General features: G+C 41.7%; 12 protein-coding genes. 7 read left to right on the top strand and 5 right to left on the bottom strand.

What is annotated here, in order from left to right; genetic code table 11:
* The first annotated feature begins 60 nt into the window (after window positions 1–60).
* Complete coding sequence (locus tag RMZ95_RS12085; RefSeq protein ID WP_409882543.1) at window positions 61–276, top strand: hypothetical protein; 216 nt, start codon at window positions 61–63, stop codon at window positions 274–276.
* Between the two features lie 340 nt (window positions 277–616).
* Here the strand turns inward: RMZ95_RS12085 and RMZ95_RS12090 are convergent, their stop codons facing one another.
* The gene (locus tag RMZ95_RS12090; RefSeq protein WP_322683759.1) at window positions 617–931 is read right to left on the bottom strand and encodes a GIY-YIG nuclease family protein; all 315 of its coding nucleotides are present in this window, start codon (window positions 929–931) and stop codon (window positions 617–619) included.
* Window positions 932–1024: 93 nt separating this feature from the next.
* On the bottom strand, window positions 1025–5419 hold the full coding sequence (locus tag RMZ95_RS12095; protein WP_322683760.1) for an eIF2A-related protein: 4395 nt from the start codon (window positions 5417–5419) through the stop codon (window positions 1025–1027).
* A gap of 269 nt (window positions 5420–5688) precedes the next feature.
* Between RMZ95_RS12095 and RMZ95_RS12100 the strand changes: the two genes are divergently transcribed.
* Both RMZ95_RS12100 and RMZ95_RS12105 read left to right on the top strand, forming a co-directional pair.
* Window positions 5689–6159: a hypothetical protein gene (locus tag RMZ95_RS12100; RefSeq protein ID WP_322683761.1), complete on the top strand. Its 471-nt coding sequence runs from the start codon at window positions 5689–5691 to the stop codon at window positions 6157–6159.
* Between the two features lie 13 nt (window positions 6160–6172).
* Window positions 6173–7495: a hypothetical protein gene (locus RMZ95_RS12105; RefSeq protein WP_322683762.1), complete on the top strand. Its 1323-nt coding sequence runs from the start codon at window positions 6173–6175 to the stop codon at window positions 7493–7495.
* A 101-nt stretch (window positions 7496–7596) separates the two neighbouring features.
* Here RMZ95_RS12105 and RMZ95_RS12110 read toward each other — a convergent pair whose 3' ends face one another.
* Window positions 7597–8628, bottom strand: a complete 1032-nt coding sequence (locus tag RMZ95_RS12110) for a cytochrome c (protein ID WP_322683763.1) — start codon at window positions 8626–8628, stop codon at window positions 7597–7599.
* A gap of 85 nt (window positions 8629–8713) precedes the next feature.
* Window positions 8714–10564, bottom strand: a complete 1851-nt coding sequence (locus tag RMZ95_RS12115) for a vanadium-dependent haloperoxidase (protein WP_322683764.1) — start codon at window positions 10562–10564, stop codon at window positions 8714–8716.
* Window positions 10565–10955: 391 nt separating this feature from the next.
* On the opposite strand from RMZ95_RS12115, the gene RMZ95_RS12120 reads away from it, so the two are divergent.
* On the top strand, window positions 10956–11108 hold the full coding sequence (locus RMZ95_RS12120; RefSeq protein WP_322683765.1) for a hypothetical protein: 153 nt from the start codon (window positions 10956–10958) through the stop codon (window positions 11106–11108).
* Window positions 11109–11401: 293 nt separating this feature from the next.
* On the opposite strand, the gene RMZ95_RS12125 is transcribed toward RMZ95_RS12120, so the two are convergent.
* Window positions 11402–12718 (bottom strand): MFS transporter, encoded by a 1317-nt coding sequence (locus RMZ95_RS12125; RefSeq protein WP_322683766.1) that lies wholly within the window; start codon window positions 12716–12718, stop codon window positions 11402–11404.
* A 586-nt stretch (window positions 12719–13304) separates the two neighbouring features.
* Between RMZ95_RS12125 and RMZ95_RS12130 the strand changes: the two genes are divergently transcribed.
* From RMZ95_RS12130 to RMZ95_RS12140, 3 genes are all read left to right on the top strand, one after another.
* Window positions 13305–13445 (top strand): hypothetical protein, encoded by a 141-nt coding sequence (locus RMZ95_RS12130; protein ID WP_322683767.1) that lies wholly within the window; start codon window positions 13305–13307, stop codon window positions 13443–13445.
* A 370-nt stretch (window positions 13446–13815) separates the two neighbouring features.
* A complete protein-coding gene (locus tag RMZ95_RS12135; protein WP_322683768.1) occupies window positions 13816–14487 on the top strand; it encodes a glutathione S-transferase family protein in 672 nt (223 codons plus the stop codon).
* Window positions 14488–14572: 85 nt separating this feature from the next.
* Window positions 14573–15445: a CmcJ/NvfI family oxidoreductase gene (locus tag RMZ95_RS12140; protein ID WP_322683769.1), complete on the top strand. Its 873-nt coding sequence runs from the start codon at window positions 14573–14575 to the stop codon at window positions 15443–15445.
* Window positions 15446–15533: the final 88 nt, after the last annotated feature.

The following is a 15533-nucleotide window of genomic DNA, read 5'->3' on the forward strand; positions in this document are numbered from 1 at the left end:
TTTGCTTTATACCAATTTGTAATTACGAATTTTGAATTACCAATTGCGAATTGGTTTAACATCAAAGCGGAAGCTGCTACAGCTTGCGCGAAACACGGAAACGTTAAAGCAGAAGTTGCTACAGCTTGCGCAAAACGCGGAAACGTTAAAGCAGAAGTTGCTACAGCTTGCGCGAAACACGGAAACGTTAAAGCAGAAGTTGCTACAGCTTGCGCGAAACGCGGAAACGTTAAAGCAGAAGTTGCTGCAAGCAAAGCGGAAGCTGCTACAACATAAAACTATTGTTCCCTGAGCGACTTGTACTGAGCGTAGTCGAAGTAAGTCGAAGGGAGCAATAGTTTTATCTTAGTGAGAGTTTTTGTGTATTTAAATCTTTTATACCCGATCTGCTCCCTGAGCGGCTTGTCCTGAGCGTTCGCGTAGCGTCTCGTAGAGAAGCCGAAGGGATCTGAAGGAAGTCAAAGGGAGCGTTTTTGTGTCAGGGAGGGTTCTTGTGATGGTTGAGCGAAGCAATGCACTGCACCGTCTTTCGACAAGTTCCCTTCGACTTCGCTACCTCGGCTCCGCTCGGCACAAGTCAGGGAACGCCTTTATTGAAGGGAACTTGTCAAATTGTCTAAGTGTCAAAGCTAGCCAACCTACTGTAATGAGTTTCATTTTGGCATTCGGCTAACTTATGCAACAAATTTGTATTTCCTGAAATTAGAGCTTGCTTCTTTTTTCGACTCCAACCTTGCACTTGTTTCTCACGTTCAAAAGCATCCACCACAGACTCATAATACTCGCAAAAAACTAGCTTCACAGGCAACCGTTTTGCCGTGTGGTTTGCGCCCTCACCTTGTTGATGTTGCCACAGCCGCCGCTCAAGATCCGTTGTACTACCTGTGTAGTAACTACCATCAGCACATTCAAGAATGTAGATATAAGCCATAAGTTGATTTGCGCGATCGCTTTAGTGTTCCCTGACTTGTGCCGAGCGGAGCCGAGGTAGCGGAGCCGAGGTAGCGGAGTCGAAGGGAACATTCTAATTGCTCTTAGTACCAATGCCATCGCAGAGCTGCTTGTCGCTCACATTAGGATTTGATTGTAAATAAACACGTAACCTAGTACAACTGTAAACGATTAAATCATCTAGGTTATTAGGGTAAACCTTCCAGAGTTTGATGGTATTGTCAGAACTAGCAGAAGCGATGGTCTTGACATCGGGGCTAAATGCTACGCTATTGACCGCTTTGCTATGCCCATTGAGTGTGGTAATTTGTTTACCTGTAGCTACATCCCACAGTTTGATGGTGTTTTCATAACTAGCAGAAGCGATGGTCTTGCCGTCGGGGCTAAATGCTACGCTATTGACCGCATCGCTATGCCCATTGAGGGTGATGATTTCTTTACCTGTAGCCGCATCCCAGAGTTGGACACTGTTGTCAGAACTAGCAGAAGCGATGGTCTTGCCATCGGGGCTAAATGCTACGCTATTGACCATACTGCTGCTATAACCATTGAAGGTGGAGATTTCTTCACCTGTAGCCGCATCCCAAAGTTTGATGCTGTCGTCATAACTAGCAGAAGCAATGGTCTTGCCATTGGGGCTAAATACTACACTATTGACCGTACGGCTATGACCATTGAGGGTGAAGATTTCTTTACCTGTAGCCGTATCCCAAAGTTTGACGGTATTGTCATCACTAGCAGAAGCGATGGTCTTGCCATCGGGGCTAAATGCTACACTCTTGACCGCATCGCTATGCCCTTTGAAGGTGGTGATTTCTTTACCTGTAGCCGTATCCCAAAGTTTGATGGTATTGTCATCACTAGCAGAAGCGATGGTCTTGCCATCGGGGCTAAATGCTATGCCCCAGACCACATCGCTATGACCATTGAGGGTGGAGATTTCTTTACCTGTAGCCGCATCCCAAAGTTTGACGGTATTGTCATAACTAGCAGAAGCGATGGTCTTGCCATTGGGGCTAAATGCTACGCTCATGACCGCATCACTATGTCCATTGAGTGTGGGGATTTCTTTATCTGTAGACGCATCCCAGAGTTTGATGCTGTTATCATAACTAGCAGAAGCGATGGTCTTGCCATCGGGGCTAAATGCTACGCTATTAACCGCAAAGCTATCCCCCTTGAAGGTGGTGATTTCTTTACCAATAGCCGCATCCCAGAGTTTGACACTGTTGTCAGCACTAGCAGATGCAATGGTCTTGCCATCGGAGCTAAATGCTACGCTCATGACCGCTTCGCGATGCCCCTTGAAGGTGGTGATTTGTTTACCTGTAGCCGCATCCCATAATTTGACGCTGCTGTCATAACTAGCAGAAGCAATGGTCTTGCCATCGGGGCTAAATGCTACGCTCATGACCGCTTCGCTATGCCCATTGAGGGTGGTGATTTGTTTACCTGTAGCCGCATCCCATAATTTGACGCTGCTGTCAGCGCTAGCAGAAGCAATGGTCTTGCTATCGGGGCTAAATGCTACGCTCATGACTGCTTCGCGATGCCCATTGAGGGTGGAGATTTCTTTACCTGTAGACGCATTCCAGAGCTTGATGCTCTTGTCCCAACTAGCAGAGGCAATGGTCTTACTATCAGGGCTAAATGCTACGCTCATGACCGCTTCGCGATGCCCATTGAGGGTGGAGATTTCTTTACCTGTAGCCGCATTCCAGAGTTTGACGCTCTTGTCAACACTAGCAGAAGCGATGGTCTTGCCATCGGGGCTAAATAATACGCTATAGACAGCTTTGCGATGCCCCTTGAGGGTGGTGATTTGTTTACCTGTAGCCGCATCCCAGAGTTTGACGCTCTTGTCAGCACTAGCAGAAGCGATAGTCTTGCCATCGGGGCTAAATGCTACGCTCCAGACCCTCTCGCTATGCCCTTCCAAGCGGTTTAGTTCTCGCTGATTGTAAATTGCTCGCTTGAGTGCAACTACAACTTGCTGGTTAGCTGCTTGTTCCAAATTGGCATTTTTAATTGGTCTACCCAAAATTTGTTTACCTGACTGTAGAGCTGCAACTAAAGCCTCAAGTTGCCTATTAGACTGCGCCAGAGCAATGGCATTTTGTTCTGCTGCTTCCTTGGCTTTGTTTTTAACATCATACGATTGATAAATCGCAAAGATAATTAGTCCAGCAAACCCCATCAATACTAAATTTTGCAGCCGTGATGCTGCCAACTTTTTCCGTACTGCTGCCAACTTTTCTTGTTGGCGTTCTTTCTCTTTTCGCTCAAGGCGATTTTGCAGTTCTTGACTATTCTGAATGTACTCCTCCGCCATCCCATTCAGCATTTGCCAATCGCCAAATCTAGTTAAATATGCTTCTGCTACTGCCAATCTGTCATCTTTCCTAAGAAACCCTGGCTTTTTATCATTCTTCTCCCATTCTTGGGCTTCCGCTTCAATCTGACGCTCAATCGCTATTCCCAACTTATATTCGTCTTTCCAACCCCGCAACATTTGCCAATGGCGGATTAAGGCTTCGTGGACAACATCTAAAATTACATCAGAGGAATCCGGCTCATCCGTCTTTGTAATTAATCGTGCATCTTTATCCGCTAACTTCTCGCTCACCTGTTGCAAAAGTTCCAAAGAATGATGAGAATTAACCAACTCGCGTAAACGCACGCGCCGCCTGACATCTGTGGTTTCTCCCATTTGCGTCAATTCCAGAAAAATCCGCCGCGCCACAGTTTTTTCTGTTGCTGAAAGACTTTCATAAACTGCATCAGCGCGTTTTTGTAGCGTTCCTTCAACCCCGCCTAAATCCTCATAAGTTTTGAGGCTGAGAACCTCATCGCCTTGATTTCTCAACTCACGCCACAATTCTGTCAACGTATATTGCAGCAAAGGCAAACTTCCGGGGTAATCCTCAACATCATTAATTAGTTGCTGTTTTAACCTTCCCTCTATGCCTAATCCTACCCAATCAGCCGGTTTAGTAATCGCTTCTGCAATTTCCTCACGGGTTAAGTGTTCGATGTTGATGTAAGGTTTATTGATTCTGCCCGCAAATTTGGGATATTCTCGCCATCTCCCCCGAAAATCCGATCGCATCCCAATGAAAATATAGAGGTTATCTGTACAGTCAATTAATTCCCGCAAACAGTCAAAGAATTCTTGGCGCTGGCTGTCATCGCACATAGTAAAGCATTCTTCAAACTGGTCGATAATCAAGATGACTGGTGTGTTTAATGCTTTTAACCTCTCGCTGATAACATGGGCAAAATCACCCCTCCCCAACCCTCCCCCCTTCGACAAGCTCAGGGCATCGCTTGTAAAGGGGAGGGAGTTAGATTGTCCAGTTTCCCCCCTTTGCAAGGGGGGATTAAGGGGGGTAATTTGACTTGTCTGTACACCGTAGCTTGGCAAGGAAAGTGCAAAAGCCTCCTGTAAACTATTAACAGGAGATTCTTTCGGCGTAAACGGTGTAATATAAGTCCAGCGATCGCTCCCTGGAATCTCTTGTCCTAGCTTAAGTTGGTAAAGTAACCCAGCCCGTAACATAGATGATTTTCCACTACCGGAAGCACCTAACACAGCAATGAGGCGATGCTTATCTCTTACCTGTTGAATCAACTGCCCAGTTAGCGCACTCCGCCCATAAAAAACCTCAGCATCTTCCTTTGTCTCGGTAAAATACGACAGCGAACGATAAGGACACTTATCCTGAAAGCTTTTTTGCGAAAACTTAGTTGTCAGCAAAATTGCGCGTGGCGAATTGGCAATTAACGGGCGCTGGACTGTATTCGGCATTCGGCTGATAATGAAATCTGCCAATTTGTGGCTATTGACTATCCCATCTGCGTCATTTTCCGGGTTCAATCCTGCAAGTAACGCCTCCGTCATCAACCCCTGCGCGTGGGGAATTTCGACACCAGTTTCGTAAGAACGAGTTGCAGTAATGAAACAGTAATCTTTATCTGTGGGAATAAATTTTAACAATTCACCGCTATAGCAGCAATCTAGCCAAACAACGACTCGTTTAGCCTGACTTATTTGCAGCTGCTCACCCAACCAACTTAAGGGTATACCATAGATTTCTGCATCAGGTAAGACATCACTGGTAGCTAGAAATACTTCATCTTTACCCGCGACAGTTTTGCACCACCCATGTCCTGAAAAGAAGAATAACGCTGTTTCTGGCGTGGGGTTTGGATCGGGAGGATTGAAAAGATTAGCGATCGCTTCTCTCAATTCTTGCACCTTTACCGCCCCTTGGCGATCGATTTTACTTTCTCCCTTCGGGTTTAAAGTTCTAGGTAAACACTGAGCGCGAAAAGGTCTATAACCGTATTGTTCTAATTGTTGGGCAATTTTCTCTGCATCCTCTGCTGCTGCTGTTAGCGGCTTGAGAGTGGTGTACTCTGGGTAATAATTAATTCCAATAACTTGAGCAGCCCATTCCGATGCCATTTTTCTTACCTGACTGACTCTGATAACTTTTTGGTTAAACTGTAGGCAGATTTTGCCTACAGCATTCGTTTAGGTTGTATGAAAAATCACTATAATCCAGTGCAAGAAACTAGATTTATTTACACAACAAAAGGTATAATAAAAAACATTTTATTTAATACATTATTTTTTTAGAGATAGAAAATCAAAACTGAACATGAAATACATAGTGTAATTATCTCACTGAAATTACGTTTATACTAGTCGTAGTGAGTTTGGTATAAAAACCTATGAATACAAAAGCTGACAATACTATCATCGCTTTTCTCTTGGCGTTTCAAGACTTAAAAACCGCCCTTGGAGAACAAGAGAAACAGAATTTAAAAGAAGTTGCCAAGCAATTAGACACTCAACCCAAAGCTTGGGAAGACTATATTAAAGGACGTTTATTAAAAATAATTACCCCTAATCCTGACTTAAATCAGTCTTATCAATTGTATAAATCTCAATTAGATAATATAGAAGAAATTCCTGATGATTTATTTCCGACGGAAGCAGAAATTAGTAGACTCAATACTATTGAAAAGTCTCCAATAAATAGAGGTTTTAAACCCAAAGATGAAGCTACAGGTTACGAAAGCCAACTCAATAATATTGTAGTCATTGTTGGTAATTCTTCTGAACCAGAAGAAACAGTGAAACAAGTCAAGTTTTTAGAAAAATGGAAACAGTTTTTATCTCAATCAAATAAATCAAATTAGTTTTACCCTTGTAATGAGCGATTTAATCTATCCGACAGTCGATTTGTTTTTATATGCTTTAAAAACTTCTTTAAACACAACTGATGCAGAAACACAAAAAAACCAAGCAGCTTTTTTAGAACAACTACCCTCTGATACTCAATTCTACGATCCTGATATTGAAACTGAGTATCTAGAGATTACCCATCCTCCTCAAATTAACTTTATTTCCCAGAATAAAACTTTAGAAGGATACTATTATGCTGTTAGATTAAATGACACTTATGGCTTACAAATTGATTGTTCTATTAATAATCAAACTGAAACTCAACCAGCTAAGTCTTTTGCAATTTTAAAAACTGAAATTGAACAAAAAGTAAATAAAGAACTGACAATAATTGGAAAAACCTGGTTGCTTTCTGGTTGGCTACCAGAGAACTCATCTCAGAACCATGAAGATATTGCCAAAGATTGCTATTATGCTTTATTTAAAGATACTTATTGGCAACCAGACAAAGGTACTTTTTTAGATGGAAAAGTTTTTGAAGTAGGGCGATCGCAATATATAAATCAGAGCCTAAAAAATGCAACAAGTTCTCTAAATAGTAATGAATATGATGTGATTATTACTATTTACAATAATCGAGAGAGCGCAGAAAAATCTGCGGAATTTTATAAAGATTGGATGGGTTTATTTTGTTATCGAAGTAAGATTTCGTGGGCTTATTGGCAAAGTCGTTTAGTCAAAGAATCTCTGCTAAATCATTATAAACAGATTGAAGAAAATAGAAAAATTACCAATCAGAGTAATTCTCGGCAAGAAAAGCAGAATATTACAACTTCTCGCAAGATTTTAAATAATATTGATAATATTCTTCAGCAATATACAATCGACTTACTAAACCTTTCTTTCCAAAAACAAATTATTGAAATTAATTTATCTAATTATCAACTTCGCTTGGCTTTGATTCAAGAAAAAGCAGGTCAAAATAATCAGCTAGATTTTTTAGAAAAATTTAGCGCCCTAGCCAACAAAAAATATTTACCACAAATTACTAAAGATATCGAAAATATGCAGCTTGGCTTGCAACTTTTAGAAGATACAATTAACGCTACTCGCAGTCGCATAGAAGCGGAAAAATCTGAACGAGAGCATAACTTCCAAGAGCTTGTAGCTGTTGCAGGTGCTAGTATAGCAACTATATCTCTGGTAAGAGAGCCTGCAAAAGATTGTAATAAAGATATTTTTTTTAAGCAAGTTCGCTTCTTTTGCGACTACCCTTTCAGTTCCAGTTTCATAGTTGGAATTATTGTTGGTTTTGTAGTTTTGTGGCTAAGGAAACGATGGCGATCGTGAAATCATGTAATATTTTCAGTCGATTGTCTTAGCTGAGGAACTAGCACAGACAGCACCACATCAGACTCAATTACCAGTTGTTTGAATGAACTTGAAAGAAGTTATTTTTCTCCTTCGTAAGCTAGGGCTTGGTCGCCTGCTTGGGCAAATGCTTGGGCGAGTTCAACTAGCTTTTGTCGCTCTCGATCGTTAACGATACCAGTCGGAGGTGGCATCAGTTTTTCTTTGATTTGGCGTACCGTTTCGTGTCGTAATGAGAGCGCTTGATTTGGATAACTCAGCATTACTAAAGGATTTTGTTTAGCCGCGTTGTCTGGACTATGGCAAACAATACAAGCGTGTTGACGTAGATTAACCTCAAATGCACGATAAGCAGCATCAACTTTAGCAACGTGTGGGTTCGATGGAGAAAACAAACGGGTATATAGTGTTACATAAGGTTGTTTCTGACCATGAGCATCATCCCAAACCCAATTACCATCCCATACATGATTTACTACTGGTCTTTGTGGGTCAACCACAGCTGAACGCAGTGCCCCTTTAAGCTTTTTCTGTTCTAGAAACAGAAGTAATTCAGTACTTTGCTGGTAAGAATTCCACTTTTTCGATGAGTGCCAAAAAGGATAAGGATAAGCACCAATATCAAGCTGATTACGGAACTGAATGGGAAGGTGAATCACAATTAAATTGTTTACCTGTTCAACCTTTGGTTCACCTTTGAACATAAAAGTAGCTAGGTAAATACGACGCCAAACTAACGGATTAAATTCAGTTGTTTGATTATCTTTGAGATTATAATTACCGACTTTGCTTTGAGCGCCCCACAAGAAGGGTGCATTCATGGTTTCGCGGAGGGTTGTTAGTTTAGCGAGTTTGTCAGCGCATGAGTTGAAGGCAGCTAAATTTTTAGCATCAGAGACAACGGGACAAGCAGCAATAATTTCTTTACCGATTTTCTTAGCTAGTTCTATGTCCGGTGATGCTTCTTTTGCTGATACTATATTTTTGGGATTGAGTGCTTGTGTTGTAGATATCAAGAGCGCGTTCGTCGAAGACGTTAGCAAAGCTATCGCTACCGCTATGCTCAATAACATAGATCGCGACCGAGAGTAAAATCTCTGAAGATCAGACATTGTAAAACTCTGAAACTAAATAGGATTTAAGTAAATATAGAGACACGATATTTCGCATCTCTATATTTTCTAAACAGTTAAAGCCTTAAATTGTGATTCTTGTACCATCAAACTTGGTGAAGGTGAAACCTGCAAATTTTTCGCGGAACGTTAGCTTTTCATCTCTGAGAATGCTAATTGCGATCGCTTCGCCAAGGGCCAACGACGCTGCTGCATCTGTGCGCCAGTGAATCCCAGCACTATCACGACCCAAGCCAATATTTGCCGCCAGTTTGTTCAATTCGCCGCCCACGGTCAGCAGTGGCCCTTGATAGGGAATCAACTTGGTGGGATCTTTGGGATCGGGTACCACCGGATTCGGAATCACATAACTTTCATCAAATAGTGCTTTCAAAATGGTGACACTGGCACCTGCGGACACCGAAGCGCCCCCTGGATAAGAAGAGTGGAATGGTGCCCCTTCAGGAAAAGCTTGCGGTAGCAAATAAGATTTGTTTTTACTAAAGAAGCGGTCTAGTACTTCTGAGTTAAAAACATCGGGGTGAATCGGATAGTTTGTTTTATTCACCTTGTTGTTGTGAACCAACCCACCATAAGCCTCTGCTCGCAGACGACGGTGAACATAGTACTTCTGCCAATAAGCCGCTCTGATTGCATGTGGAGCAACCCAAGCGATGAGAGATTGTGAATACCCTGGGCCAAATGTCGCAGTACCACCCGCTTGGGTCTTCGAGTTGTTATAAGGATTACCGGGATTGTAAGGTGAGCCAACGCCACCAGCTAGGAAGTCATTAATGACTGGCTTGGCGAGTAGAATTAGAGCAGCATTTGCATAGACGGGTGGTGGTGTGTGGGCAATCTCTGACTGGTCGCGCCCGTTGATAAAGTAGCGAGGGGTTGGGTCAAATTTAATCGTTCGACCAGGATCGCCACCATTTTGCACCAGCAACCACTCGTTATAGTTGGTTTGAAAACTGTTTTCGGGAATAGCTAGGGGAACACGGTTAAGCTGAACATAACTCTGTGTTCCTGCGGGCACAGGACGCAGTAAAAACTGGGAGACGTATGGCCCCACATCTACCCCTGGTAACGTGTAGTAAGTCGTTCCACCAGAGCCATTAACGTAAATCGCGGTGCCTCGAAATAGGAGTTCGGGTGTAACTCGTCCGTTCTGTTTAGGCCCTTTGAATGCTGACAACCGATTCAGATCCTGAACTGCTGCCAGAATCAGCGGGTTAGTTGTATTATTGCGGAACTCACTAAAGGGTATATCCTGCAACAGTTGTTGCCAAGCAACTTCGAGGAATTCAGCCGCCTGCTCTGCACTATCGAGGGTAGGTGGCACTGGAATTGTCAATTGGGTCGGATTCAGCCCACTCAAGCTAACCGCTAATGGACCGAGCGGTTGTACCAGCTTGCGTTTGCCACCCAGGATGATATTTTCATACTCATTGGGATCATCGGAGGTCAACGCATTAATAAAAGATTGATAAGCCTTCAGATCCACTTCGCCCAGCTTGTTATGGGGTAATCCTCGTGTATCCGTCGCAATTTTGTTAGCATACTTCGCCTCATCTCCATTGGTGGGATGAGGAGGGATAGGAACTTCCGAATTAACCTTGGCTGCTCTTGTACGTACTTGAAAAGCTCTATTACGAAAGTTGCTATAGTTAAACGTTGCAGGAGTAAACGTTGCAGGAGGTCTTTGGGCCTGGACAACATTTCCTCCTTTCTTCAAGGAAAGAGATGAGCTGAAAACCCCTGCCACAACACTAGCTGCACTAAACAAACCGGCGCGACCGAGAAATGAGCGTCTGCTGGCGTGACTACCAAAGAAACGTTTGCTAGCTACACGGGGTTGTTTCAGTTTATCTATTTCGCTATTAGCCTGAGTATCTTGTTCGGAACCTTGATGAGAATTTGGATCTACTTGCATGAGATGTTCTCCACTAGAAAAAATAATCCCAAAATTTAGTCATAAGTGAATACATGAGCATCTGAAAACTAGAACAACTAGCCACACACAAAATGCCCACTCCCAGAGAAACAGGGAAATTGAATCTGATTTGGGATGATATCTGGGGTTACTTTACTGGTAATGGAAGGTAACTTGCATAAGAGTGATATCAAGTTCGGTTAAACACTTAATAATATCTGTAGGTTACGGTTGATTGAAGAACCTAGAATCTAATGCGAATAGCATCTCCTAGAGAAAGGGCTTCTCGCAGTCAAACCCAACATTTGATCCTTGTTTAGGTTGGGTTTGACTGCCGTTAAACCCAACCTAAATTGATAGATTTTATTAGAAGTAATCATCCAAACTTGATATGATTCTCCTGACAGTCATACCAGCACTGAATGCCGATATTATGCCTTCATTGCATGGCTGTTATACTTTTGTAGTTGTAATCAGTCCGATCGGATGTTGCCGGATTAAAGCACAGCTAAAACCACGGCTTGCTTCCAGTCAAGCTATGTAATACTGTAAATCTATCGATTTACCGTATTTTATAGATGTTAAATCAGACTTTCTCACAATCGGTGATAAAAATCAAGAGGTTTTTACAATAAACTTAGTAAGAGCGGGAAACCCTAGAGTAACAGCACACAGTGTTGTATTTTCTGCTTGAGACTGTGGATAAAACGCAACGCGGTGGGTTTTGATCGAGTATCAACAAAGGCGGTTGTTGTTGAAAGGTTGAGTTGAGAGAACTACGAGTAGGCGTAGCCCGTCATAGACATCGCTTCCAGACAACATCCCATCAAAGCGGATTTAGCTTTTATTGGACTGGGCAATTAAGCCCAACTCTGCATAAATTGGATGCACTATTTTTCTTATTTGGGGCAGTTGTCTACTAAAAAAATATGCTCCTAAAATGCAACAAACACCGCCAAATAATAAAGAATTATTAACACCAAAGTAACCTGTTAATGCTCCAAAAAATAAATTACCAAAAGGTAGTATTCCTAAAAAACCAGTTGTAAATATACTAGTTACTCTACCTCTTTTGTCTTCATCAGGAAGAATTGATTGTACAAAGTTATTGATTGAAGCCAAGGTGAGAGTATTATTCATACCGATGATAAACATGAATAATAGACAAATCTCCAAATTGTTTGAGCGAGAAAAAACTGTTAAACCTAAACCTAAAAGTGCAGCAGATATTGCTATAATTTTTCCCAGTCCCATAACATTTTTTCTAGAAATGAGATAAATACCTGAAACTATGGAGCCAAAAGCCGAAGCTGTCATCAGAAAGCCCATAGTTTCAGCGTTTCCCTTTAGTACTTCTTGAGCAAAAATCGGCACTAGATTTACATGAGTCATTCCCATAAAACAAATAATAAATTGTAATATTAATAAATATCTAATCGGCAGAAATTCGTATGCGTAAACAAACCCTTCTTTAAGGTTTTTCCATATTTTTGCTTTTTGAGCCAAGGAATTATTGATAACTGGGTTAACTTTGATAGTTAAGATTGCAGATACAAATGGTAGATAGCTGATACTATCTACTAAAAAGCAGGAAGCTGCACCAGACCTAGCAATCAGTAAACCCCCAATCATCGGGCTAACAAACTTCGCTGTATTAATCAAGAATGAATGGAAAGCCATTGCACTATAAGTATCTGATTTCTTATCCAGAAGTCTGGGAATAATTACCTGACGTGCTGGTAAATCGAAAGCTTTTACCGTTCCCTGAAGCGTGCCAATGACAATAATCCATGTAACATTGATGTTATCGCTAAGAGTTAAAAAGGTTAAGGTAGAAGATAGCAGAATAGATACTAGCTGAGTAGTTAATAGAACATATCGTAAGTTCCAGCGATCTAGCAATACTCCTACCAATGGTGTAATAATTAAGCCCATAGCTTGATTTGTAAATCCAGCTACACCCACTAATACAGCCGAATTAGTTAGCTGATAAACTAGCCATACCAAAGCAATTTGAGTCATCCAAGACCCAAAAAAAGATAAACTTTGTCCAATAACGAAACAAGAAAAGTTTACAGATTTAAGCGCAGGTGGAATTTCAAAAAAAAACTTTGGTTTGTGTTTTTGGACTTTTACTCTATTACTTGGTATCATCAGTTTTTCCTTATTTGAAAATTATTCCAACCCTGTTTAAGTTTTCATCTTTTGTTCGTTGTTAAAACTTACGCACAAGAGATCCATTCGCCCCTTTTTTATCCTCTTTTGTCACTTTTTGAGAATGCAATAACCCAAAACTTTATCGGGTTTTGGTTTCTACTTTTTGTCTACAATTTTTAGTTTATGTTAAAAAATAAAGCTTCAAAGTTTGATTCAACCTAAATCTCAGAATCTAGATTCGATTATTGTTTTTTGAGAGTAGTAAACCAGGATTAAGGGGGGATAGACGTTTCTAGTTGTTAGGTTGTGTTGCCTTTCGTGCGCTTTGCGTTCACTCTATTCATAGTGTTTTTTCCTTTAACCTATTACCTTTGGATTAAAATAATTTGCACGGATGAGGACATTGGTAAAAACGTTGAAATCTAATGTCTCTACTAATTTTTTTGATGAAGTTTTAGCAGCCTTGCATATCACCAGCCTTGAAATAGTATTAGCAAAGCTTAATGTTAGCAAAACAGAAATTTTGTATGCTTAGTATTGAAGTAAAAAATAGCACTATGATAACTAGAATGCATATAATACCATGTTTGGTCGAATAGCTACAACCCCTACCGGTAAACAGCAAGGGTTTGAGGTGGTTGATGCTCAATTAAACCCAGTTGAGATCGCAGCCAAGCGCGATCGCATTGAACAGGCCAGAGTTTATCGTGTCCAAGTTGTTTAGCTGCCAGATGTGGCCAGTAAGGATTGCGAATGAGCGATAAACGCCACAGCCAACAAAAAGCATCCCAGAGTACAAACGCCTGATTATGTCTAGCTATTTATTTGGTTGCACAAATAATTAGGTATGCATATTTTCATAAAGACTGTATACTATTTAAAATACATTAAATCGACCGATAAAGTGTAGTATACATCTAGTTCATGTAGATACCTGCCAGTCAATTATTTAACTGCACTAATCAGAAAACAGAATGGTTTCTTTCATCCATAGTGGGCGATCGCTCATGAACAGCTTCTGTTTTATTGGTTTAGTTTGAGTTGTGCAATCTCAAATAGTCTGCATGTCACGATTCTTACAAGGAAAAGATTTCATGAGCAACATCCAACTGTACTTCGCCAAAGCCTCTACCTTTTCTCAACGTACTCGTGTAGTCTTACTGGAAAAAGGCATTGACTTCACCCCGATAGAAATTGACTTACAAAATAAACCAGATGGGTACACGCAGATTTCGCACTATGGTAAAGTTCCGGCTATCAAACATGGGGATGTTGAAATTTACGAGTCCGCTATTATCAATGAATATCTAGATGAAGTTTTTCCAGAGCCACCTTTGTTATCCCGCGATCCCGCAGCTAAAGCGATCGCTCGGATTTGGATAGACTACGCCAATACTCGCCTTGTCCCGGCTTTTAACAAATTTTTGCGTGGTAAAGATAGCACCGAACAAGAACAAGGACGAAAAGAGTTCACAGAAGCGCTTTTATATATTGAACAAGAAGGATTAGGCAAAGGTGATTACTTCTTAGGAGATCAATTTAGCCTAGTTGATATCAGCTTCTATCCCTGGTTTGAACGTTTACCACTCTTAGAACACTTCCGCAAATTCACACTACCAGCAGAAACACCTCGTTTGCAGACATGGTGGAACAGGTTAAGCGATCGCTCCTCAATCCAAGCAGTAGCAAACCCTGTGGACTTCTATTTGCAAAGATTCGCCAAGGTTCTCGGTGAACCTGTTCCTGTTGGTGCATCTCAAAAATAGGGCACAAAGGTATGGTAATGGGGAGTGAACCGTTAACTGTTGAGTATTGACCAAAAATTAACCAAAATCCAAAATGGGATGACCTATGAGCTTAAATAACCAAGTTCTAGATAGACCGATTTCCCAAGAACTGCCATCCGTAGAGGCTAACCTCAGTTACCTGGTTCCAATGGCAGAAAAACCTGTTAACTATACTTACGAACCGCCAACCGGGATTCCCCGCACGAACGCAACTTATCAGACGCACAAACTGCCAATTTACAATGCTCGCTCTATCTCAGAGAACATCTCGTTAGATCGAGAAGGATTCGCCTTTACTGGACATAATACTAATGTCCGCAACTTTTACGATGAAGACGAAATACGCCGCGTTTACTATCCAGAAGCCGAGCAATTGTTAAAAGAGGTGACAGGTGCAACGAAGGTAGTGATATTCGATCACACTCTTCGTAACGCTGGTAACTCCAAGCCAGGTGAGAATAATATTAAAGAACCCGCCAAGCGCGTACACAACGACTTCACCGCCAAATCAGGCTATACTCGCGCCCGTTTGGAACTAGCAGCGCGAGGCATAGATGATGATGATATTGATACGTTACTAAAACAACGATTTGCCATCATCAATGTTTGGCGAGCGATCGCACAACCAATCCAAGAGTCACCCTTAGCACTTTGTGACGCGCAAAGTATCGCCCCCACAGAGCTTGTAGCTGGCGATCTTGTCTACCGCGATCGGGTTGGTGAGACATACGGAGTCACGTACAACTCCCAACATAAATGGTTCTATTTCCCACAAATGCACAGAAACGAAGCAGTATTTATCAAATGCTTCGACTCCGCAGAAGACGGACACGCCCGTTTTGCCGCCCATACAGCCTTTGAAGATCCCACCAGCCCAGCCAACGCTCCCCCACGAGAAAGTATCGAACTCCGAACATTGGTCTTTTACCCCGCATAGATCGTAGAAACTTGTCTTAAACTCCTACTCTTTGCGCCTCTGCGTCAAACAAATTACATCAGTTTTCGTGTATTTGAACCACACCGTT

This window comes from Nostoc sp. DedQUE07, assembly GCF_034530975.2.
In the GTDB taxonomy this organism is placed as follows: Bacteria; Cyanobacteriota; Cyanobacteriia; order Cyanobacteriales; family Nostocaceae; genus Nostoc.